Origin of the sequence: uncultured Azohydromonas sp., assembly GCF_937926365.1 — a bacterium.
Lineage (GTDB): Bacteria > Pseudomonadota > Gammaproteobacteria > Burkholderiales > Burkholderiaceae_C > Azohydromonas.
In genome coordinates this window covers 1-20,358 of the sequence record NZ_CALAOH010000100.1, presented here as the reverse complement: position 1 = coordinate 20,358, position 20,358 = coordinate 1, and the positions used below count along the sequence as shown (strand labels likewise).

Below are 20,358 nucleotides of genomic sequence, written 5' to 3'. Positions count from 1 at the left end.
TGCTTAGGCCCAGCCCTTTCAAGGTCTTTGTGAACGTGCCTGCTTGAGCACCCGCGCTGTAGAAACATGAGCGGACGCGGTTGCATGGTCCACATAGGCTTTGGCAGCTCGCTGCTTGGGGCCTCGCTTATGGGTACTGACGTGCTTGGGATTGACGTGTCGAGCCAGCTCCAGCAGTCGTCGGGCTATTGCCGATGGTTTTGCGTCGGCCCACGATGCCCAGAGCTCCGGTGGCAGCGCGACGAGCATCCCGTGGTAGGCGGCGCTGATTTCCGTGGCCAGGTAGTACGTCGAGACATCAAGGTCGGGAGCCGTGTCTCGATGCACGTGCTCAATGCTGCGCTTGAGTACCGACAGCACGTTGTAGGCCAGTACCGCCGCCGCGAACCCCAACAGCGCCGCGCGAGGATGTCCGAAGCTGCGGATCTCGCTGTTGAGCACAGCCTCCAGCCTCTGGAACATGCCCTCAATTTTCCAGCGTTTTCGGTAGACTTCGGCTATACGTTGCGCACTCACCTGTGCAGGCAGGTTACTCCACAGCCGGATTACGGTGTCGCCATCCTCGGTGGGTGCAGTCAGCTGCAATTCGATGCGCCGCCACGGGGTCTGCCCTTCAGCGAGATCAATGAGCTGCTCGCGCACCTGTCCCGTCTCCACGCTGCCGCACGCCACCCACTGGTGTTCGCACAGAACGCGCGGGTGCTTGGTGTGCTCGCGCACGATGAAGTTTGCCTGCGCGTCGTGCCAGCCTTGCATGAGCGCCAGGGTGCAGAAATTGCGGTCTCCGATCCACAGCTCACCGGCACCGCTACCCTCCACCAGCACTGCAGCCACCGATCGCTCGCTGGCGTGAGCGTCCTCGCACGGCACGATATCCGTCACCAGCGTCGCGTCCGGGTCGTACACCACCAGCGTGTGGCCTGGCAGCGCCGCTGCGCGCTGTCCCCGCAAGGCGCCCAGGCGCTTGTCGCTGGCGGGCAAGTGGTTGCCATCGAGCACCCGCAGCTGCCAGCCCGGCAAGCTGGTCTCGGGCTCCATCGCATCGACCACCGGCGCCAACCGCTGGGCACTGCCGCTGACCAAGGCGCGCATGACCGCAGGTTCGGTGCGCTTGACCTTCTCGTACAGCGCAGCCACCGAAACCGGCAACTGCTCAGCCCTCTTCGCCGCAGCATGTAGCGATGGACGCAGTCCCAGCGAGACCAACGTGATGAGCTCTACCACCGTCGAAAACAGCAACTCTCGCGGGTATTGCCGCTGCCTGTGGTCCTCAAACATTTGGTCAACCCACGCCGGATCGATTGCCCGCTCCAGCGTCACTCGCGCCATCACGCTCGTGGCTTCTCGCTGCTCGAACCTTGCAAGCACTTCCTTCAGCATCGCTGGCTCTCGATTCACATGTGGCCCCACAGCCTATCCGACCGCTTCTTGAAGACCTTGAAAGGGCTGCTGCTTAGGCCCGGTTGCCGGGATTGACTGGTGGCGCCAGCGAGGCGTCTGGTGGCTCCTCATGGCGCTGGTGTGAACGCATGCCCGCACGCAAATAGCGGTTGTGCGGGTTGGCGCGCGGCAGAAAACGTGCGAGCTCGGTGAGTGCCATCTGGTACACGTCACGTTTGAACTCGATGACCATGTCCAGCGGCACCCAGTAGTCGTTCCAGCGCCAAGCGTCGAACTCGGGATGATCGGTGGCGCGGAGGTTCATGTCGGAGTCGCGCCCCAGGAGCTTGAGCAGGAACCAGATCTGCTTCTGCCCCTTGTAGTGGCCGCGGGCATCACGGCGAATGTAGTGGTCGGGGACTTCGTAGCGCAACCAGTCGCGCGTACGGGCGAGCACCTTGACGTGTTCAGGTCGAAGGCCAACCTCCTCGTGTAGTTCGCGGAACATGGCCTGCTCGGGCGTCTCGCCGTACTTGATACCGCCTTGCGGGAACTGCCAGGAGTGGGTACGTAGCCGTTTGCCCCAGAACACCTGATTCCGCGCGTTGAGCAGGACGATGCCGACGTTGGGCCTGAAGCCTTCACGGTCGAGCATAATCAACCCCAATTCTTGAATTGATTTGATTATTGCACTGGCTCGCTGCGGCCTGCGTTACCTCGGTAACCCCCGACTTCTGGACCCCCGGCACGCTCCGTGGCGCCATCGTGCGATCTCTTGACTTCTCATCCATGAAAGCCTCGCAGTTTTTTGTCTCCACACTCAAGGAGGCGCCCGCCGATGCTGAGATCGTGAGCCACAAGCTCATGATGCGCGCCGGACTAATCAAGCGCCTGGGCGCGGGCATCTACAACTACATGCCCATGGGGCTGCGTGTGATCCGCAAGGTTGAAGCCGTTATCCGCGAGGAGATGAATCGCGCTGGCGCCATCGAGCTGCTTATGCCGGTGGTCCAGCCTGCTGAGCTGTGGCAGGAAACGGGACGTTTTGACAAGATGGGGCCGGAGCTGCTGCGTGTGAAGGACCGGCACCAGCGCGATTTCATCATCCAGCCGACTTCCGAAGAGGCCGTGACGGATATCGCGCGCCAGGAGTTGCGAAGCTACAAGCAGCTACCCAAAAACTTCTATCACATCCAAACGAAGTTCCGCGACGAGCGCCGGCCCCGCTTTGGCATCATGCGTGGGCGGGAGTTCACGATGAAGGATGCATATTCCTTCGATCGCGATGAGGAATCCGCTGGGCGCAGCTATGACGCAATGTTCAAGGCCTACATCGCCATCTTCGACCGCCTGGGCTTGCAGTACCGCGCCGTTGCGGCCGATACCGGCGCCATTGGCGGTGACCGCTCGCACGAGTTCCAGGTGATTGCCGATACCGGCGAGGATGCGATCGTATACTGCCCCAACAGCGACTACGCAGCCAACATTGAGCTGGCCGAGGCGCTGCCGCTGCTGACCGAGCGCGGCACCGCTGCCGAACCGCTGACCAAGACGCCCACGCCGGGCAAGGCCACCTGTGCCGACGTGGCCGAACTGCTGGGCCTGCCGTTGCAGCGTACGGTCAAGTCGCTGGTGGTCGCCACCGATGATTTAGACGAAGCCGGCAAAGTCAAGAAGACCACCGTCTGGCTGTTGATGGTGCGTGGTGACCATGAGCTCAACGAGGTCAAGGCCAGCAAGATCGAAGGCCTCAAGGATGGCTTCCGCTTCGCTACCGTGGCCGAGATCGACGCCCATTTCGGCTGCAAGCCCGGCTACCTGGGCCCTATCGGCTTGAAGCAGCCGGTGAAGGTGGTGGTTGATCGCACGGTGGCAAACATGGCGGGCTTCGTCTGCGGCGCCAACGACGAGGATTTTCACTACACCGGCGCCAACTGGGGACGCGACCTGCCGGAGCCCGACGTGGTGGCCGACATTCGCAATGTCATGGAAGGCGACCCTTCGCCGGACGGTAAGGGCCCACTGGCGATCCAGCGCGGCATCGAGGTCGGGCACGTGTTCTATCTGGGGACCAAGTACTCCAAGGCCATGAACGCGACCTACCTGGACGAAAAGGGCAAGCCGCAGTTCATGGAAATGGGTTGCTACGGCATCGGCGTGACGCGGCTACTGGGTGCAGCCATCGAACAGAACCACGACGAGCGTGGGATCATCTGGCCCGACGCCATGGCGCCGTTCCGCGTGGTGCTCTGCCCCATCGGCATGGACCGTAGCGAGGCGGTGCGCGTTGAAGCCGGGCGGCTGTACCAGGCGCTGCAGGCACAGGGCGTGGACGTGCTGCTTGATGACCGCGGTGAACGCCCGGGCGCGATGTTTGCCGACTGGGAGCTCATTGGCGTGCCGCACCGCGTGGTCATCTCCGACCGCGGCCTTAAGGAGGGCAAGCTCGAATATCAAGGGCGACGCGACGCCCAGGCTACTTCGGTAGCGCTGGCCGAGATCGATGTCTTTCTGAAGGACAAACTCGGCGTGTGAGACGCCGCGGCCTGCTGAGTGCCGTCGCCCTGGCACTGCCGCTGAGCAATGCCAGGGCCGGTGCGCAGCGGGAGGAAGATCTCTCTGATGCCGTGCGCTCGGCGCTCTCCGCCGCCGTGGCCGCCGCCGAGCCGCCGCGGCCTGAATTCCCCACCACCGCGCAGCGCATGACCTACCTGCGCTGGCTCACCGCCATGAGCGAGCGGCTGCAGCCACGCAAGACCGAACTGCGCACGCGCATGGAGTTCCTGGAAACGCTCTGGTACGAGAGCCGCCGCGCCGGTCTGGAGCCCGACCTAGTACTCGGCGTGGTGCAGGTAGAGAGCAATTTCCGCAAGTACGCGGTCAGTGCCGCAGGCGCGCGCGGATACATGCAAGTGATGCCGTTCTGGGCTCGGCTCATCGGCGACGGTGACGCCAGTCGCCTCTTCCACATGCAAACCAATCTGCGCTTCGGCTGCGTGATCCTGCGGCACTACCTGGAGCGCGAAGGCGGCAATCTCTTCATGGCGTTGGGCCGCTACAACGGCAGCCGTGGGCGTCCGGAGTATCCCAGCAAGGTTCTCAGCGCCCGGCGCCAGTGGATAATGTCGGACTGAACCGGCGTGGCTGATGGGCTCTGTGCCCCGGCTATAAGCCCTGCCAGACGTGGGGTTGGGCAGCGCCGATGCCAGCCAGCGCCAGCACGCGCTCCACGGTGTCGTCCACCATCTCGTCGATGCTGCCGGGATGGTTGTAGAAGGCCGGTAGAGGCGGGAAAACGATAGCGCCCATTTCCGTCACGGCCGTCATGTTGCGCAGGTGCGCGAGATTGAAGGGCGTTTCCCGTACCAGCAACAGCAATCGGCGCCGTTCCTTCAGCATCACGTCAGCCGCGCGCGTGAGCAGGTTGTCACCGAAGCCATGTGCGACGGCGGCCAATGTCTTCATGGAGCAGGGCGCAATAAGCATCGCGTCCACCGGGTGCGATCCACTAGCGATGCAAGCCCCCACGTCGCCGGGCGCATGTGCCTCGTCGGCCAGGGCTTCCAATGCGCGGCGGTCGAGGCCAAGCTCGTGGTGGGCATTGAGCACGCCCGCGGGCGTGGCTACCAAGTGCGTGTGTACGCCCAAGGCCCGTGCGCGCTGCAGCAACCTCACGCCGTAGACCGCACCGCTAGCACCGGTGAGGCCCACGACCAGCCGTTGCATGCTCAAGCTTGCTTAGCGTCCAGCACCTGCTGCAGCTCGCCCGCTTGGTACATCTCCATCATGATGTCCGAGCCGCCGATGAACTCGCCGTTGACATACAGCTGCGGAATGGTGGGCCAGTTGGCGTAGGTCTTAATGCCCTGGCGCACGGCTTCGTCTTCCAGCACGTTCACGGTCTGCAGGTCCTGCACGCCGCAAGCCTTGAGGATCTGGACGGCGCGACCGGAGAAACCGCACATCGGAAACTGCGCGGTGCCCTTCATGAACAGCACCACGCGGTTGTTCTTCACGATGTCATCGATGCGCTTCTGGACGTCTTCCATGGTGTTTCTGGAAATAGGGAATTCAATCAGCCGGGGTTATACGGCATGCAGCACCCCATCGCCGCGCCATGGGTCAAAGCCCTTGGCGCGCTGGATTCAGAAGGCGTAGGACACGCCCAACTGCAGTACCGGTCGCAGCCGCAGCTCCCGTACTGCGTCGTCCAGGTTGCGCGTTTCGGGGGGACGCAGGCCCGTGCCCGTCGTCACGCCCAAGTCGGCGCTGAAGCCCCAACCGCCACGGGCGGATAGGCTGCTGTAGCCGATGCCTAAGTAGCCCACCGGCGGCGTATCAAAGGCTTCCTCGCCATGGCCAGGCGTGAGCAGGCTGTTGGAGATGTGGAGCGACAGTGGCGAGCCGGATGCGGCGCCCAGCAGCGGCGAGCGGCTGCCTAGCAGCAGCCCGCCCGTAGCGCGCAAGCCGCCCACCACTTGTCCTTCGCCGAAGCCCGGGCCGCTGAAATAGACGTCGCCCAGCAGCTTCATGCTGCGCAAGCCGTTGCCAGCCGGAGCCAGGTCGCCGCGCCAAGGTGGCGCCTGGTCCACCCCGACGCGCGCCTGCCAGCGTGGCCAGGGCGCTTCCTCTGGCGCCACCCGCAGGCCGCCGTCGGCCTGTGCGGCCGCACAGCCCAGCGCCATGAACCACAGGGACAGTTTCCGGATTGCCTTCATCGCGCTACCCCCTTGCCGCTCTACGGTCGCTTCATGCTACGCCGCTGCGCGGGGCCATGGCGCATGGCCCGATTGGTGCCATCCCGGGCTTGCCGCCCGCCGTGAGAGAAGTCGCGGCTGCCGCCTCAGCCCAGCCAGCGTCCGCCGCTGCAGCGCTCCTGGCCGGCAAGGTCGCGGCGCGTCGCCACGGCCGTGAATCCGCGCCGCTGCAGCACCTGGCGTGCGGCATCACCCTGGTCAAAGCCATGTTCGAGCAGCAGCCAGGCGCCGGGCTCCAGATGGGCCGGCGCACCGTCCACGATGCACTCGATCGCAGCCATGCCGTCGGGACCGGGCGTGAGCGCCTGCAGCGGTTCGTGGCGCAGCTGCGCCAGATGCGGATCGTTGCCGTCGATATAGGGCGGATTGCTCAGCGCCAAGTGCAGGCGCGGCGGCGCCAGCGCGCTCCACCAGTCGGACAGGGTGAAGTCCATCTGCAGACCCAGGCGCTGCGCATTGCGCCGAGCCACCGCCAGCGCTGCAGCACTGGCGTCCAGCGCCCGCATGCGCACGCGCGGCGCGGCGTGCTTGACGGCCAGGGCGATGGCGCCGCTGCCGGTGCCCAGGTCCAGTACTTGCGGCGCGGGTAGTGCTGCCAACTCGCCGGCCAGCAGCTCCAGCGCCCACTCCACCAGCGTTTCGGTGTCCGGACGCGGATCCAGCACGTCGGGTGTGACCTGTAACAGCAGCCCGTGAAACTCGCGCTGGCCTAGTAGGTAGGCGATAGGTACACCATCGGCTCGCCGCGCCGCATCGGCGGCGAAGCTTTCCCGTTGCGCCGGTGTCAAGGCGGCGTCGTCATGTGCGAGCAACCAGCTGCGCGGGCGTTGCAGGTGGTGCGCCAGCAGTAGCTGAGCATCGAGCCGGTCCAGGCCCAGTACCTTGGCACGTGCCAGAGCTTCGCGCACCGTGCCCGGCGCAAAGGAGCTTTCCGGTGCCGTCATGCCAAGCCACTGCTTTCCAGCGCCGCAAGTTGCTCGGCAGCGCGCGCGGCCTGCAGCGCGGCGATGACGTCGTCGAGCTCGCCGTCCATCACCGCGCCCAGCTTGTAGATGGTGAGGTTGATGCGATGGTCGGTGAGCCGGCCCTGCGGAAAGTTGTAGGTGCGGATGCGGTCGCTGCGGTCGCCGCTGCCGATGAGGCCCTTGCGTGTGGCCGCCTCCTTGGCGGCGCGCTCGCTCATTTCCTTGTCGCGCAGCCGCGCGGCCAGCACCGCCAGTGCCTTGGCCTTGTTGCGGTGCTGGCTGCGGTCGTCCTGGCACTCGGCCACCAGACCGGTGGGCAGGTGCGTCACGCGCACCGCGCTGTCGGTCTTGTTGATGTGCTGGCCGCCGGCGCCGCTGGCGCGGAAGGTGTCGATGCGCAGCTCCGCCGGGTTGAGCGTGATCTCCTCTGCTTCGTCCGGCTCGGGCATCACCGCCACGGTGCAGGCGCTGGTGTGGATGCGGCCCTGGCTCTCGGTAGCGGGCACGCGCTGTACGCGGTGGCCGCCGCTCTCGAAGCGCAGCCGGCCATAGGCGCCGTCGCCTTCGATGCGCAGCACGATCTCCTTGTAGCCACCGAGTTCGGAGTCACTCTGGCTCATGACCTCGGTGCGCCAGCCCTGGCGCTCGCAGTAGCGCAGGTACATGCGCGCGAGATCGCCCGCGAAGAGCGCAGACTCGTCGCCGCCGGTGCCGGCGCGGATTTCCAGGAAGGCGTTGCGCGCGTCGTCCGGGTCGCGTGGCACCAGGGCGGTCTGGAGCTTGAGCTCCAGCCGTTGCAGGTCGGCCTCGGCGCCGGCAATTTCCTCGCGCGCCATGTCGGCCATGTCCGGGTCTTCCAGCAGCTCGCGCGCGGTGGCGAGGTCCTGCTCGCGCTGCTGGTAGAGGCGGAAGTCCGCCACCACCTCGGCCACCTCGGCCTGCTCGCGCGAGAGCACGCGCCAGCGCTTGATGTCCGACATCAGTTGCGGATCGGCCAGCGTGGCGTCGAGCTCGGCCTGGCGCATGGCCAAGCGTTCAAATTGGGGGCGCAGGGTGTCTTTCATGGGCGAAAGCGCCGCGCACACGGCAGCCCCGCGCACGACGGCGGCAGGGCAGGGGCCGCTAGCGGCCGCCTTCGGCTTCGGGATTGCGGCTGGTCTGGCGCAGGAACAGGCGCGACACCGCGTGCGCCACCTGCTCGCGCTGCGGGCCGTCGGCCGCGTGCAGCTCGGCAAAGGTGCCGTGCAGCAGCTTCTGCGTCAGGCCGCGGCTGAGGGCTTCCAGCACGGTGTCGATGTCCTCGCCGCGCGCCAGCAGCTTGCGCGCACGCGCCAGCTCGGCGGCACGCCAGCGGTCAGCCTGCTGGTTCAGGGCCTGGATCAGCGGGACGCTGCCGCGCTGGTCCAGCCAGTGGCTGAAGCTCTGCACGCCGGCGTCGATGATGGCTTCAGCCTGCTGTACCGCGGCTTGCCGCTTCTCGCCGGCGCTCTGCACCAGGGCTGAGAGGTCGTCCACGGTGTAGAGATAGACGTCGGAGAGCTGTGCGATCTCGGGCTCGATGTCGCGCGGCACGGCCAAATCCACCATGAACATCGGGCGGTGCCGCCGTGCCTTGAGCGCGCGCTCCACGGCACCCAGGCCGATGATGGGCAGCGTGCTAGCGGTGCAGGAGATCACGGCGTCGTACTCGTGCAGGCAGCTTGGCAGGTCGGCCAAGCGCAGCGCCTGGGCGCCGAAGCGGCCGGCCAGCTTCTCGCCGCGCTCCAGCGTGCGATTGGCCACGGCCATAGCCTTGGGCTCGCGCGCGGCGAAGTGGGTGGCCACGAGCTCGATCATCTCGCCCGCGCCCACAAACAGCACTTTGATGTCGCGCAGGTCCTCGAACAGTTGCGAGGCCAGTCGCACCGCAGCGGCGGCCATGCTGATGGAGTGACTGCCGATTTCGGTGGAGGTGCGCACCTCCTTGGCCACGGAGAAGCTGCGCTGGAAGAGTTGATGCAGCGTCGTGCCCAGCGTGCCGGCGGACTCTGCTTGGCGCACGGCCTGCTTCATCTGGCCCAAGATCTGCGGTTCGCCCAGCACCATAGAGTCCAGTCCCGAGGCAACGCGAAAGGCATGGCGTGCGGCCTCGCGGTTCTCCATCACGTAGCTGTAGGACTCCAACTGCGCACCTGCGACGCCGCCCTGTTCGGCCAGCCAGTCCATCGCCGGGCGTACCAGTTCGCACGCGCGGCCGGGATCGGCGGCCACGTACAGCTCGGTGCGGTTGCAGGTGGAAACCAGCGCCGCTTCGGGCATGGCGCGCTGCAGCCGCTCGCGAAAGCCGCGCAGGGCCGGCGAGAGCTGCTCGGCACCGAACGCGAACCGCCCGCGCAGGTCCAGCGGAGCGGTTTGGTAGTTCAGGCCAAGGGCGAAGACGCTCATGTCGGGAATTGTATGATCTGCCGTTTGGGCCGTTATGCCGGCCGGTTATGGTCGCCGCCGCGCGCGCCGCGGTCCTTGACCAATATCAAGTCCATAGAACGACACGAGGAAGCGCACCATGGAGCCGCTGGATGCGCTGTGGCATCTGCTTGATTTTTTCGCTCCCGCCCTGAGCGTGGGCCTGCTGGGAGCAACGACCGCCAAGCTGTGCTGGCGCCGCGAGCTGGTCGCGGTGTCCTGGCAGCGCCTTGCGCAGTGGGGCTGCGCCGGCGCGGCCCTGGCGCTGCTAGCCATGCTCGTCATCAGCGGGCGCGACGGACGCATGCTCAATTACGGCGTCATGGCGTTGAGCTGTGCCCTGAGCCTGTGGTGGGCCGGCTTTGGCCAACGGACGTCCCGTTTGTAGGAAATCGACCCAACTCGCGTCGGCATTCGCCCGACTGCGGCCGCGAATGCCTGACATGTGTTAGCGCCAGAGACCGGCACGCGCGTTGCTTTGTTCTGACTGTGCAGTGCCTGCCGCCGGCGGCACAGTGAGATCGTCAAGCACCGAACAATGCAGGAGAAGGCCATGTCCCAGACCCTTGCCAAGACCGTCGAAGCCTACGAGATCCGCTTCCCCTCGCTGTACCGCGAGGGCCACGCGCTGGCCTTCCCCTGTGACCGCAACGGCCACGTTGACCTGGATGCGCTGAGCGAGCGTGCCAAGGGCAACTACCTGTTTGCCCGCGCGATGGTGGGCCGTGAATTCGCCACGCCGCGCGTGCAGCTCAGCGACCTGCACTGAGCCTGCAACTGCCCAGGCCACGGCATGTGCTACGGCTCTGAGCTGCGCCTGACCGCGTTCAGGCCGCCACGTCGTCTCCGCGCAGGACCAACTCGCCGCGCAGCGAATGCGGCAGCGCCTGCGTGATGCGCGCCTCGACCATCTGCCCCACCAGGCGCGGCTGGCCTTTGAAGTTGACGATGCGATTGCATTCGGTGCGGCCCATGAACTCGGCCGGATCCTTGCGCGACGGGCCTTCGACCAGGATGCGCTGTACCGTGCCGACGCGACTGTCGCTGATGCGGCGCACGTTGGCCTCAATCAGCGCCTGCAGCTGCTGCAGCCGCTTGAGCTTCAGGTCCTGAGGCGTGTCGTCGTGCAGCGCCGCGGCCGGCGTGCCCGGGCGCGGCGAGAACACGAAGCTGAAGCTGGCGTCGAAGCCCACGTCCTCGATCAGCTTGAGCGTGCGCTCGAAGTCCTCCTGCGTCTCGCCGGGGAAGCCGACGATGAAGTCGCTGGAGAGGCTGATGTCCGGCCGCACGGCGCGCAGCTTGCGCACCGTGCTCTTGTATTCCAGCGCCGTGTAGCCGCGCTTCATGGCCATGAGCACGCGGTCGCTGCCGTGCTGCACCGGCAGGTGCAGATGGCTCACGAGCTGCGGCACCTTGGCATAGACGTCGATGAGCCGCTGCGTGAACTCGTTGGGGTGGCTGGTGGTGTAGCGGATGCGCTCGATGCCGGGGATCTCGGCCACATACTCGATCAGCAGCGCGAAGTCGGCGATCTCGCCGCTGTCGCCCATCCGGCCGCGATAGGCATTGACGTTCTGGCCCAGCAGCGTGACCTCCTTGACGCCCTGGTCGGCCAGGCCGGCGACCTCCGTGAGCACGTCCTCGAAGGGACGGCTCACTTCCTCGCCACGGGTGTAGGGCACCACGCAATAGCTGCAGTACTTGGAGCAGCCTTCCATGATCGACACGAAGGCCGAGGCGCCTTCCACGCGCGCGGGCGGCAGGTGATCGAACTTCTCGATCTCGGGGAAGCTGATGTCCACCTGTGGCCGGCGCTGCTCCTGGCGCGCCTGGATCATCTGCGGCAAACGATGCAGGGTTTGCGGCCCGAACACCATGTCCACGTAAGGCGCGCGCTCGATGATGGCTGCGCCTTCCTGGCTCGCCACACAACCGCCCACGCCGATGAGCACGCCTTTCTTCTTGAGGTGCTTGACGCGGCCGAGGTCGGAAAAGACCTTCTCCTGTGCCTTCTCGCGCACCGAGCAGGTATTGAACAGGATCAGGTCGGCCTGCTCGACGTCGTCGGTGGGCTCGTAGCCTTCGACGGCCTTGAGCACGTCGGCCATCTTGTCCGAGTCGTACTCGTTCATCTGGCAGCCGAAGGTGCGGATGAAAACTTTCTTGGCGCTCATGGGGAGGTCCTTCAGCGAAGGGAGGCGGCACGCTGCGGTCCAGGCCTGCGCGTGGCCGCGGCCCATTCCTGCGAAGGACGGCGCGGCGCCGGCACAGCGGACATGGTGTAGAGCCAGGGGCTGTGGGTGCGGGCAGCAAGGCCCGCGGGCGAAGCGCGAATTTTAGTCGCTGCCCAGCAGCCGAGCCGGCAGCGCGCCGCGCAAGGCGTTGCAAATGCTCAGGTTCTGCGCGTGTGCCAGGTCCTCGCGCCGCAGGCTGCGCTCGTGGGCGCCGAGCTCTTCCATGAGCACCTCGCGCATCACGCCGGGCAGGGCGCCGTCGGCCAGCGGCGGCGTCCACCAGCGGTCGTTGAGCTGCACGAAGACGTTGCTGCGGCCACCTTCGATGAGTCGGCCATCGGGCGTGAAGAACAGCGTGTCGAAGGCGCCCGCGGCTTCGGCCGCGCGCACGCCGGCGTCGTAGCGCGTGCGCAGCGTGGTCTTGTGGCGCGCCAGCGGCGAAGGCTTCAACGGCTCCTCGGCCAGCAGCAGCCCGGCCGGCCCGGCGGGCAAGGGAGCCAGCGGCGCCTGTGTGACGCTGATGCGGCCGTCGTGGGCCAGTGCCACGCGTACGCGATGCGGCACGCCCTGGGGCAGGGCGGTCAACGCGGCATCAAGATGTTGGCGCGCCAGGGCCTCATCGAGATTGAAGCCGAGCGCCTGTGCGCTGCGCCGCAACCGCGCCAGGTGCCGCTCCAGATGCCTGAATCCCTGGGGCTGCTGCGCGAACAGCGTCTCGAACAGCTCGAACTCGTGGCCCAGTTCGGTGGCGAAGCGGGCCTTGAGCCGGCACTCCTCGAACTCGGCCGCGGGGTCGCTGTCGAGCACGATGCCGGCACCGACGCCCAGGCGCGCATGGCGCAGGCCGTCCTCGCTCTCGGGGCCGAGCACCAGCGTGCGGATCGCTACCGAGAAGCAGAAGTCGCCGCAGCTCGCGTCGCCTCGCGGCGCGTCGATCCAGCCGATGGCGCCGCAGTAGACGCCGCGCGGCGTGCTCTCCAACTCGGCGATGAGCTGCATCGTGCGCAGCTTGGGCGCGCCGGTGATGGAGCCGCAGGGGAAGGTGGCACGCAGCAGCGCGGGCAGGTCCAGTCCCGGGCGCGGCCGGGCCTCGATGGTGGAGGTCATCTGCCACACCACGCCATGGGGCTCGACCGTGAACAGTGCCGGCACGCGTACCGAGCCGGTCTGCGCGATGCGGCCCAGGTCGTTGCGCAGCAGGTCCACGATCATCAGGTTCTCGGCCCGGTTCTTGGTGTCCTGTGCCAGCGTCTGGGCGGTGGCCGCGTCCTGGGCCGCGTCGGTGCAGCGCGCGGCGGTGCCCTTCATGGGACGTGCCGTCAGCAGCCCCTGCTCATGGCGCATGAACAGCTCCGGCGAGCACGACAGCACGCAGCCGCCTTCGGGCAACTGGATGAAGGCGCCGTAGGGCACGCTCTGGCGCTCGCGCAGCCGGCGGTACAGGCGCAGCGGCTCGCCGTAGGCCTGGCTGCTGAGGCGGTAGGTGAAGTTGACCTGGTAACTCTCGCCGGCGCGGATGGCGGCGTGGATGCGCTCGATGGCGGTCTCGAAACCAGCGCGGTTGATGCTGGGTTGCAGTGGCAGCAGCCCGGCCGTGGGCAGTCCCGGCGTGGCGGCGTCCTGCTCTGCGAGCCAGGCATCAGCCTCGTCGCGCGAGAGGTGTCGCAGCTCGCGGAACATCAGCAGACGCAGGCTGGCGCCGTCGTCCGGGTCCAGCGCCTCGTGGCCCGCGCGCAGCAGCTTGGCGCCCCATTCGTAGTCGGCCAGCAGCAGCGCGTGCAGCCCGGCGCGCTGGTCGGTCACGACCGCGGCGCATACCGCTTCGAGCGTGCGCGGATCGGTGCATCGGTGTTCACGCACGAAGCCGCTGTAGAGCCGGCTGCGCGGCGCATCGAGCGTGGCGGTGCAATCGTCGAGCAGGGCGAAGATCGTCATGGCGCTGAGCATGCCCGTTGCTGCAACCCAGGGCAGACACTGGTCGCGGCGCGTACAAAGCGAAAAGCCCTGCAGGCTTGTGGCCTGCAGGGCTTTCTTGTTTGGTGGCGCTTCAGGGACTCGAACCCCGGACCTGCGGATTATGATTCCGTCGCTCTAACCGACTGAGCTAAAGCGCCTGCGAGACCGCCATTCTATCGATATTTTTGACTTCGATGCAAGCCCCTTAGCGAATTCATCAGACAATTTCTTCATGTTCAGCTTTTTCAAGAAGAAGACGCCCCCGCCGCCGGCCCCGCCGCAGGACTCTCCTGCCGCCGCGCCGGCCGCGTCCGAGGCGTCTGTCATCCCTCCGGCTGCCAACGCGCCGGCGGCGCGCAACGGGTGGTTCGGAGGCCTGTTCGGCAAGTCCGCTCCCGAGGCGACGCCGGCCGAGGTGTCCGTCGAGCAGCCGGAGGTGCAGGAAACTACCGAGAAGCCCAGTGCCCCGCGCGCGGGCTGGATGGAGCGCCTCAAGCAGGGTCTGCGTAAAACCGGCAGCGGCATCGCGCAGGTCTTCACCGGCACCAAGATCGATGAGGATCTGTACGAGCAGCTCGAAGAGGCACTGCTGATGGCCGACGCTGGCGTGAAGGCGACCGAGCACCTGCTCAAGGACCTCAAGCGCCGCGTCAAGGAGGCCAAGGCCTCCGACCCGGCCGCCGTCAAGGCGCTGCTGGTCGATGCCATTGCCGAACTGCTGGCACCGTTGGAGAAGCCGCTGACCATCGGCCAGGCCTCGCCCACGGTGATGATGGTCGTGGGCGTCAACGGTGCGGGCAAGACCACCAGCATCGGCAAGCTCACGCGGCACCTTGCCGACGCCGAGCAGCGCGTGCTGCTGGCTGCGGCCGACACCTTCCGCGCCGCCGCGCGTGAGCAGCTGGCGGTATGGGCTGGACGCAACCGCGTGGAGATCGTGAGCCAGGAGGGCGGTGACCCAGCGGCCGTGACCTACGACGCCGTGGTGGCCGGCCGCGCGCGCGGCTGCGACGTCGTCATCGCCGATACCGCGGGCCGGCTGCCCACGCAGCTGCACCTGATGGAGGAGCTCAAGAAGATCCGCCGCGTCATCACCAAGGCCCAGGCCGACGCGCCGCACGAGGTGCTGCTGGTGGTGGACGGCAACACCGGCCAGAACGCGCTGACGCAAGTAAAAGCCTTCGACGAGGCGCTGCAGCTCACGGGCCTGATCGTCACCAAGCTCGACGGCACGGCCAAGGGTGGCGTGCTCGCGGCCATCGCGCGCGAGCGCCCGGTGCCGGTGTACTTCATCGGCGTGGGCGAGAAGCTGGAGGACTTGGAAACCTTCAACGCGCGCGAGTTCGCGCAGGCGCTTCTCGGCTGAGGCCGATGGCTCCATAGAGAAGGGCGGACACCGCAAGGTGCCCGCCCTTCTTTCTTCTATATGGAGAACTGCACCGGCTACCCAGAGCTAGGCAGGTGCGCAGCCGCGGGCTTCGGCCTTGCAGGCCGCGCCGGGCGAGACGCCCGGGCCTTCGCGCCGTCCAGGCCCGCGCAGGCGGGCCCGGAGCCGCGGCGCTCAGCCCATTCCCGGCGGCAGCATGCCCTTGAGGCCCTTCATGCCGCCCATGCGTTTCATCATCTTCATCAGGCCGCCGCCCTTCATCTTCTTCATCATCCCCTGCATCTGCTCAAACTGATTGAGCAGCTTGTTCACCTCGTGCACCTGCACGCCGGCGCCGGCGGCGATGCGGCGCTTGCGGCTGGCCTTGATCAACTCGGGCTTGCGCCGCTCCAGCGGCGTCATGGAATTGATGATGCCCTCCATGCGGCGCACGTCGCGCTCGGCGCGGTCCATGTCGGCTTGGCCGGCCTTGGCGGCGAGCTGGGTAGGGAGCTTGTCCATGAGGCCGGAGAGGCCGCCCATCTTCTTCATCTGGCTGATCTGGGCCAGGAAGTCGTTGAGGTCGAAACCGTCGCCGCTCTTGACCTTCTCGGCGAGCTTCTGTGCCGCCTCCAGGTCCACGCCCTTCTGCACCTCCTCGACCAGGGCGACGATGTCGCCCATGCCCAGCACGCGCCCGGCGTGGCGCTCGGCGTCGAAGACCTCCAGCCCGTCGATCTTCTCCGACACGCCGGCGAACTTGATGGGCGCGCCCGTGACCTGGCGCACCGACAGCGCGGCGCCGCCGCGCGAGTCGCCGTCGAGCTTGGTCAGCACGATGCCCGTGAGCGGCAGCGCCTCCTTGAAGGCGCGCGCGGTGTTGATGGCGTCCTGGCCCTGCATGGCGTCCACCACGAACAGCGTCTCCACCGGCTTGAGCGCGGCGTGCAACTCGCGGATCTCCGCCATCAGCGCCTCGTCGATGGCCAGGCGGCCGGCGGTGTCCACCAGCAGCACGTCGAAGTAGTGGCGCCGTGCGTGGTCCAGCGCCGCCAGTGCGATGTCCTGCGGCTTCTGGTTCGCAGCGGAAGGGAACCACTCGGCGCCGGCCTGCTTCGTCACCGTCTTGAGCTGCTCGATGGCCGCGGGGCGGTACACGTCGGCCGAGACGGTGAGCACCTTCTTCTTGCGTCGCTCGATGAGGTGCTTGGCCAGCTTGGCGGTGGTGGTGGTCTTGCCCGCGCCCTGCAGGCCCGCCATCAGGATCACCGCTGGCGGCTGGGCGGCAAGGTTGATGTCGGAGACGCCCTCGCCCATGGTGGCGGCGAGTTCCTTGTTCACGATGCCCACCAGCGCCTGGCCGGGGTTGAGCGAGCCCACGACTTCCTGGCCCAGGGCTTTTTCCTTGACGCGGGCGATGAAGTCGCGCACGACGGGCAGGGCGACGTCGGCTTCGAGCAGAGCCATGCGCACCTCGCGCAACATGTCCTGCACGTTGCTTTCGGTGATGCGGGCTTGGCCGCGCATGGTCTTGACCAGGCGCGACAGGCGGTCGGTGAGGGCGGATGCCATGGCGGGGGGGCGACCGTGGCACGCCGGGAGGCGCTGGCCGCGAAAGTAAACTGTTCGGATGATTTTATCGTCCGGCCCCGCAGCGGCCGCCGTCGCATGGCCTTGGCTGCCCGCCGTGGGCGCCGTGCTGGCCTATCTCGTTGCCATGTTGCCTGCGCCCGATGGGCGGCGGCTGCACACGGCTGCGCTGCAGCTGGGCTGGGTGCTGCACGGCGTGGCGCTGGTGCTGGAGATCGCCGCCATCGGTCGCGAGCCGCCGGGCGTGCGCTTCGGCTTCGGCCCGGCGCTGTCGCTGACCGTGTGGTTCGTGCTGGCGGTGCATGCGGTGGAGAGTCGCCTCTTCTCGCTGCCGGGCGTACGGCGCCAACTCGCTACGGTGGGCGCACCGGTGGTGGTGCTGGCCGCGGCCTTCCCGGGTGACATCCGGCTCGAAGGCGGCTCGGCCTGGATGCCGCTGCACTGGCTGCTGGGCATCGCCTCCTATGGCCTGTTCGGCGCCGCGGTGCTGCACGCGATGCTGCTGGACCGCGCCGAGCGCCAGATGCGCCTGAAGCTCATCCCGCCGCAGGGCAGCGGCGGGCCCTTCGGGCTGCCGCTGCTGCGGCTGGAGCGGCTGACCTTCCGCTTCATCGAGGCCGGTTTCGTGGTGCTCAGCGCCGCGTTGCTGTTGGGAGCCTGGCTCATTCCGGAGTGGCGCTGGGACCACAAGACGGTGTTCTCGCTGCTGGGCTGGGTCACCTTCGCGCTGCTCATCGGTGGACGGCTGGCCTGGGGCTGGCGCGGACGGCGCGCCACGCGCTGGCTCTATGCCGGTGCGGTGCTGCTGCTGCTGGGCTACATCGGCTCGCGCTTCGTGCTGGAGGTGGTGCTGCACCGCGCCGTGTGAGAACCACGGCACGCCTGCCGCAGGCACCGCTGCCCGGACCATGAAGATCTCCCGAGCCCTGCCACCCGCCACCTTGCATGAAGGGCCGCTGCGATGAAGTACCTCCTGCTGCTGGCCGTGATCGTGCTGGTGCTGTGGGCCATGCGCCGCGCTTCGTTGCCGCCACCACCACCGCCTTCCCCGCCACCGCCGCCGCGCCCGCCTGAGCCGCCTCAGCTGGAAGCGATGGTTCGCTGCAGCCATTGCGGACTGCACCTGCCCAGCAGCGAAGCCGTGCTGGGCTTGGATGGACAACCCTACTGTTGCGCGATGCACCGCGCCGCCGGGCCGCGCAAGACATGAGCGCCGATCCGCCGGCGCTGCACGCGGCCACGGCCCGGAGCGACGCCTGGGAGGAGGGCTGGTACGCGCCGGCGCAACGCTGTCCCTCGCCCAACTTCGGCCTGCGCCCCGTGGGCGTGAGCATCGACCTGGCGGTGGTCCATTCCATCAGCCTGCCGCCGGGCGTCTATGGCGGCGACGCCATCGAACGGCTCTTCACCAACCGGCTGGACTGGGACGCGCACCCGTACTTCCAGCAGATCCGCGGCTTGGAAGTGTCGGCGCACTTCCTGGTGCGCCGCGACGGCGCACTGATGCAGTTCGTGTCCTGCGACGCGCGCGCCTGGCATGCAGGGCGCTCCAGCTGGCGCGGCCGCGACAACTGCAACGACTACTCCATCGGTATCGAGCTCGAAGGCCTGGAGGGCAGGCCCTTCGCCGCCGTGCAGTACCGGCGGCTGGCACGGCTGCTGCGGGCGCTGGCGCAGCGCTATCCACTGGCCGAGGTGACCGGCCATGAGGACGTTGCGCCGGGCCGCAAGCACGATCCTGGCGCCGCCTTCAGCTGGCCGCTGCTGGCCCGGCTCAGTGGCTGGCAAGGCAACGGCAGCGCGCTGCAACGGCGCGCCTGAATCCCGTTTCGGACGCAACCGTCCAGGCTGCCGCAGGTGGTCGCTCCATCCGCATTGCAAGCCGGATGCCGGCTTGGGCAGCGCATCACGCGAACGTGGCAAATCTGTGACTGCTCCGGGGGCGAAGCTTCTCGAACACTAGATGTAGTGGTCTAATACGCGCCGCCACACCACCGGTAGTGTCCACTGTCCACTGGCGACTCACCGGTTATCCACAAGTTTTTGCACATGCCCCGCTTCGCCGGGCCCTTGGAAGGGCTCGCATCGGGGTGCTGGAGAGCCTGCCGGGCCCGGCCGCAAGCCGCCGAGCGTGCGGCGGCGGCAACTCTCCCGTTGACCAGAAGGAAAGTCCACATGAGCGCACCTGAACTGCATTCCTCCTCCGGCGCCGGCAGCGCCTTCATCGGCGAGGCCGAGGCTGTCGAAGCACCGGCGCGCGCCACCTACGAGGGTTACCAGATCATCCGGCGCAATGGTGCGGTGGTCGCCTTCACGCCCAGCAAGATTGCCGTGGCGCTGATGAAGGCCTTCCTGGCCGTGCGTGGCAGCCAGGGTGCGGCCTCGGCCAGCGTGCGCGAGACGGTGGATGGGCTCACCGAGGCCGTGGTGCGTTCGCTGCTGCGTTCGCGCCCGACCGGCGGCACCTTCCACATTGAGGACGTGCAGGACCAGGTCGAGCTGCAGCTCATGCGCGGCGGCCACCATGACGTGGCGCGTGCCTACGTGCTCTACCGCGAGCGCCATGCGCAGGAGCGCGCCCAGCGCGCGGCTGCCGCCGCAGCCGCCGCGCAAGCCGCCGCGGCCAAGCCCGTGCTGCACGTGATCGAGGACGGCCAGCGCGTGCCGCTGGACGAGGCCAAGCTGCAGGCGCTGGTGGAGTCCGCCTGCGCGGACCTGGGCGAGGACGTGAAGGCCCCGCCCATCCTGGCTGAGACGCGGCGCAACCTCTACGACGGCGTGCCGATGGAGGAAGTGCACAAGGCCGCCATCTTGGCCGCGCGCACCCTCATCGAGAAGGAGCCCGCCTATACCCGTGCCACCGCGCGGCTGCTGCTGCACACGGTGCGCAAGCAGGTGCTGGGTCGGGAGGTGACGCACGAGCAGATGGCCACGCGCTACGCCGAGTATTTCCCTGGCTTCGTGGCCAAGGGCGTCAAGGCCGAGTTGCTGGACGAGGCGCTGCTGGGCTTCGACCTGGCGCGGCTGGGCGCGGCGCTCAAGGCCGAACGCGACCTGCAGTTCGACTACCTGGGCCTGCAGACCCTGGTGGACCGCTACTTCCTGCACATCGAGGAGCAGCGCATCGAGCTGCCGCAGGCCTTCTTCATGCGCGTGGCCATGGGCCTGGCGCTGGGCGAGAAGAGCGGTGACCGCGAGGCGCGCGCCATCGAGTTCTACGACGTGCTCTCCAGCTTCGACTTCATGAGCAGCACGCCCACGCTCTTCAACGCGGGCACGCGGCGCTCGCAGCTCTCCAGCTGCTACCTGACCACCGTCTCCGACGACCTGGAAGGCATCTACGAGGCGCTCAAGGAGAACGCGCTGCTGTCCAAGTTCGCCGGCGGCCTGGGCAACGACTGGACCAACGTGCGCGCGCTGGGCTCCTACATCAAGGGCACCAACGGCAAGAGCCAGGGCGTGGTGCCCTTCCTCAAGGTCGTCAACGACACGGCCGTGGCCGTGAACCAGGGCGGCAAGCGCAAGGGCGCCGTGTGCGCTTACCTGGAGACTTGGCACCTGGACATCGAGGAGTTCCTGGAGCTGCGCAAGAACACCGGCGACGACCGCCGCCGCACGCACGACATGAACACCGCGAACTGGATTCCGGACCTGTTCATGAAGCGCGT

At 67.4% G+C, this 20,358-nt stretch carries 20 protein-coding genes and 1 tRNA gene; 9 read left to right on the top strand and 12 right to left on the bottom strand.

The annotated features are described in order from the left end of the window. Positions 1–18: 18 nt before the first annotated feature. Both Q0741_RS10600 and Q0741_RS10595 read right to left on the bottom strand, forming a co-directional pair. On the bottom strand, positions 19–1,329 hold the full coding sequence (locus Q0741_RS10600) for an IS4 family transposase (protein WP_298233180.1): 1,311 nt from the start codon (positions 1,327–1,329) through the stop codon (positions 19–21). 124 nt (positions 1,330–1,453) lie between these two features. Beyond that, positions 1,454–2,035, bottom strand: coding sequence for an RNA pyrophosphohydrolase (locus Q0741_RS10595; RefSeq protein WP_298233166.1), 582 nt, complete (start codon positions 2,033–2,035; stop codon positions 1,454–1,456). Positions 2,036–2,169: 134 nt separating this feature from the next. On the opposite strand from Q0741_RS10595, the gene Q0741_RS10590 reads away from it, so the two are divergent. Continuing rightward, positions 2,170–3,915 carry a proline--tRNA ligase gene (locus Q0741_RS10590; protein WP_298233165.1) on the top strand — a complete coding sequence of 582 codons (1,746 nt, stop codon included), beginning with the start codon at positions 2,170–2,172 and terminating at the stop codon, positions 3,913–3,915. Next, positions 3,912–4,514, top strand: a complete 603-nt coding sequence (locus Q0741_RS10585; protein ID WP_298233164.1) for a lytic transglycosylase domain-containing protein — start codon at positions 3,912–3,914, stop codon at positions 4,512–4,514. The genes Q0741_RS10590 and Q0741_RS10585 overlap by 4 nt, the downstream gene beginning before the upstream one ends. A gap of 31 nt (positions 4,515–4,545) precedes the next feature. Here Q0741_RS10585 and Q0741_RS10580 read toward each other — a convergent pair whose 3' ends face one another. The 6 genes from Q0741_RS10580 to hemA form a co-directional block, all read right to left on the bottom strand. Further along, positions 4,546–5,106, bottom strand: coding sequence for a UbiX family flavin prenyltransferase (locus Q0741_RS10580; RefSeq protein ID WP_298233163.1), 561 nt, complete (start codon positions 5,104–5,106; stop codon positions 4,546–4,548). A gap of 2 nt (positions 5,107–5,108) precedes the next feature. Further along, entirely contained in the window at positions 5,109–5,429 is a 321-nt protein-coding gene (grxD, locus tag Q0741_RS10575; protein ID WP_298233162.1) for a Grx4 family monothiol glutaredoxin, read from the bottom strand. 96 nt (positions 5,430–5,525) lie between these two features. Beyond that, positions 5,526–6,098, bottom strand: coding sequence for a hypothetical protein (locus tag Q0741_RS10570; RefSeq protein WP_298233161.1), 573 nt, complete (start codon positions 6,096–6,098; stop codon positions 5,526–5,528). Positions 6,099–6,223: 125 nt separating this feature from the next. Further along, positions 6,224–7,081, bottom strand: a complete 858-nt coding sequence (prmC, locus tag Q0741_RS10565) for a peptide chain release factor N(5)-glutamine methyltransferase (RefSeq protein WP_298233160.1) — start codon at positions 7,079–7,081, stop codon at positions 6,224–6,226. Further along, positions 7,078–8,166 (bottom strand): peptide chain release factor 1, encoded by a 1,089-nt coding sequence (prfA, locus tag Q0741_RS10560; RefSeq protein ID WP_298233159.1) that lies wholly within the window; start codon positions 8,164–8,166, stop codon positions 7,078–7,080. Before prfA ends, prmC begins: the two co-directional genes overlap by 4 nt. Before the next feature lie 58 nt (positions 8,167–8,224). Further along, a complete protein-coding gene (hemA, locus tag Q0741_RS10555; protein WP_298233158.1) occupies positions 8,225–9,526 on the bottom strand; it encodes a glutamyl-tRNA reductase in 1,302 nt (433 codons plus the stop codon). A gap of 118 nt (positions 9,527–9,644) precedes the next feature. On the opposite strand from hemA, the gene Q0741_RS10550 reads away from it, so the two are divergent. Continuing rightward, entirely contained in the window at positions 9,645–9,932 is a 288-nt protein-coding gene (locus Q0741_RS10550; RefSeq protein ID WP_298233157.1) for a hypothetical protein, read from the top strand. A gap of 165 nt (positions 9,933–10,097) precedes the next feature. Continuing rightward, positions 10,098–10,313, top strand: coding sequence for a hypothetical protein (locus Q0741_RS10545; RefSeq protein WP_298233156.1), 216 nt, complete (start codon positions 10,098–10,100; stop codon positions 10,311–10,313). Between the two features lie 58 nt (positions 10,314–10,371). On the opposite strand, the gene miaB is transcribed toward Q0741_RS10545, so the two are convergent. From miaB to Q0741_RS10530, 3 genes are all read right to left on the bottom strand, one after another. Continuing rightward, positions 10,372–11,718, bottom strand: a complete 1,347-nt coding sequence (gene miaB / locus Q0741_RS10540; RefSeq protein WP_298233155.1) for a tRNA (N6-isopentenyl adenosine(37)-C2)-methylthiotransferase MiaB — start codon at positions 11,716–11,718, stop codon at positions 10,372–10,374. 162 nt (positions 11,719–11,880) lie between these two features. Next, on the bottom strand, positions 11,881–13,713 hold the full coding sequence (gene pabB, locus Q0741_RS10535; RefSeq protein ID WP_298233154.1) for an aminodeoxychorismate synthase component I: 1,833 nt from the start codon (positions 13,711–13,713) through the stop codon (positions 11,881–11,883). Positions 13,714–13,815: 102 nt separating this feature from the next. Further along, positions 13,816–13,892, bottom strand: a tRNA-Met gene (locus Q0741_RS10530). Between the two features lie 74 nt (positions 13,893–13,966). On the opposite strand from Q0741_RS10530, the gene ftsY reads away from it, so the two are divergent. Beyond that, positions 13,967–15,100 (top strand): signal recognition particle-docking protein FtsY, encoded by a 1,134-nt coding sequence (gene ftsY / locus Q0741_RS10525; protein WP_298233153.1) that lies wholly within the window; start codon positions 13,967–13,969, stop codon positions 15,098–15,100. A 195-nt stretch (positions 15,101–15,295) separates the two neighbouring features. On the opposite strand, the gene ffh is transcribed toward ftsY, so the two are convergent. After that, positions 15,296–16,672, bottom strand: a complete 1,377-nt coding sequence (gene ffh, locus Q0741_RS10520) for a signal recognition particle protein (protein WP_298233152.1) — start codon at positions 16,670–16,672, stop codon at positions 15,296–15,298. Positions 16,673–16,730: 58 nt separating this feature from the next. Here ffh and Q0741_RS10515 point away from each other — a divergent pair, with 58 nt between their 5' ends. From Q0741_RS10515 to Q0741_RS10500, 4 genes are all read left to right on the top strand, one after another. Then, entirely contained in the window at positions 16,731–17,558 is an 828-nt protein-coding gene (locus Q0741_RS10515) for an inner membrane protein YpjD (protein ID WP_298233151.1), read from the top strand. A gap of 93 nt (positions 17,559–17,651) precedes the next feature. After that, on the top strand, positions 17,652–17,900 hold the full coding sequence (locus Q0741_RS10510; RefSeq protein WP_298233150.1) for a PP0621 family protein: 249 nt from the start codon (positions 17,652–17,654) through the stop codon (positions 17,898–17,900). Next, positions 17,897–18,511: a 1,6-anhydro-N-acetylmuramyl-L-alanine amidase AmpD gene (gene ampD / locus Q0741_RS10505; RefSeq protein ID WP_298233149.1), complete on the top strand. Its 615-nt coding sequence runs from the start codon at positions 17,897–17,899 to the stop codon at positions 18,509–18,511. The genes Q0741_RS10510 and ampD overlap by 4 nt, the downstream gene beginning before the upstream one ends. Positions 18,512–18,865: 354 nt before the next feature. Further along, the coding region (locus Q0741_RS10500) for an ATP cone domain-containing protein (protein ID WP_298233148.1) at positions 18,866–20,358 on the top strand (1,493 nt) is incomplete at its 3' end.

Bases quoted from the DNA above. Each gene is read 5' to 3' on its own strand.
- prfA (WP_298233159.1), bottom strand. From the start codon at position 8,166: ATGAAAGACACCCTGCGCCCCCAATTTGAACGCTTGGCCATGCGCCAG.
- Q0741_RS10600 (WP_298233180.1), bottom strand. From the start codon at position 1,329: ATGGCGCGAGTGACGCTGGAGCGGGCAATCGATCCGGCGTGGGTTGAC.
- Q0741_RS10590 (WP_298233165.1), top strand. From the start codon at position 2,170: ATGAAAGCCTCGCAGTTTTTTGTCTCCACACTCAAGGAGGCGCCCGCC.
- Q0741_RS10515 (WP_298233151.1), top strand. From the start codon at position 16,731: ATGATTTTATCGTCCGGCCCCGCAGCGGCCGCCGTCGCATGGCCTTGG.
- ftsY (WP_298233153.1), top strand. From the start codon at position 13,967: ATGTTCAGCTTTTTCAAGAAGAAGACGCCCCCGCCGCCGGCCCCGCCG.
- ffh (WP_298233152.1), bottom strand. From the start codon at position 16,672: ATGGCATCCGCCCTCACCGACCGCCTGTCGCGCCTGGTCAAGACCATG.
- Q0741_RS10550 (WP_298233157.1), top strand. From the start codon at position 9,645: ATGGAGCCGCTGGATGCGCTGTGGCATCTGCTTGATTTTTTCGCTCCC.
- grxD (WP_298233162.1), bottom strand. From the start codon at position 5,429: ATGGAAGACGTCCAGAAGCGCATCGATGACATCGTGAAGAACAACCGC.
- ampD (WP_298233149.1), top strand. From the start codon at position 17,897: ATGAGCGCCGATCCGCCGGCGCTGCACGCGGCCACGGCCCGGAGCGAC.
- prmC (WP_298233160.1), bottom strand. From the start codon at position 7,081: ATGACGGCACCGGAAAGCTCCTTTGCGCCGGGCACGGTGCGCGAAGCT.
- Q0741_RS10545 (WP_298233156.1), top strand. From the start codon at position 10,098: ATGTCCCAGACCCTTGCCAAGACCGTCGAAGCCTACGAGATCCGCTTC.
- miaB (WP_298233155.1), bottom strand. From the start codon at position 11,718: ATGAGCGCCAAGAAAGTTTTCATCCGCACCTTCGGCTGCCAGATGAAC.
- Q0741_RS10510 (WP_298233150.1), top strand. From the start codon at position 17,652: ATGAAGTACCTCCTGCTGCTGGCCGTGATCGTGCTGGTGCTGTGGGCC.
- Q0741_RS10570 (WP_298233161.1), bottom strand. From the start codon at position 6,098: ATGAAGGCAATCCGGAAACTGTCCCTGTGGTTCATGGCGCTGGGCTGT.
- Q0741_RS10580 (WP_298233163.1), bottom strand. From the start codon at position 5,106: ATGCAACGGCTGGTCGTGGGCCTCACCGGTGCTAGCGGTGCGGTCTAC.
- Q0741_RS10595 (WP_298233166.1), bottom strand. From the start codon at position 2,035: ATGCTCGACCGTGAAGGCTTCAGGCCCAACGTCGGCATCGTCCTGCTC.
- pabB (WP_298233154.1), bottom strand. From the start codon at position 13,713: ATGACGATCTTCGCCCTGCTCGACGATTGCACCGCCACGCTCGATGCG.
- hemA (WP_298233158.1), bottom strand. From the start codon at position 9,526: ATGAGCGTCTTCGCCCTTGGCCTGAACTACCAAACCGCTCCGCTGGAC.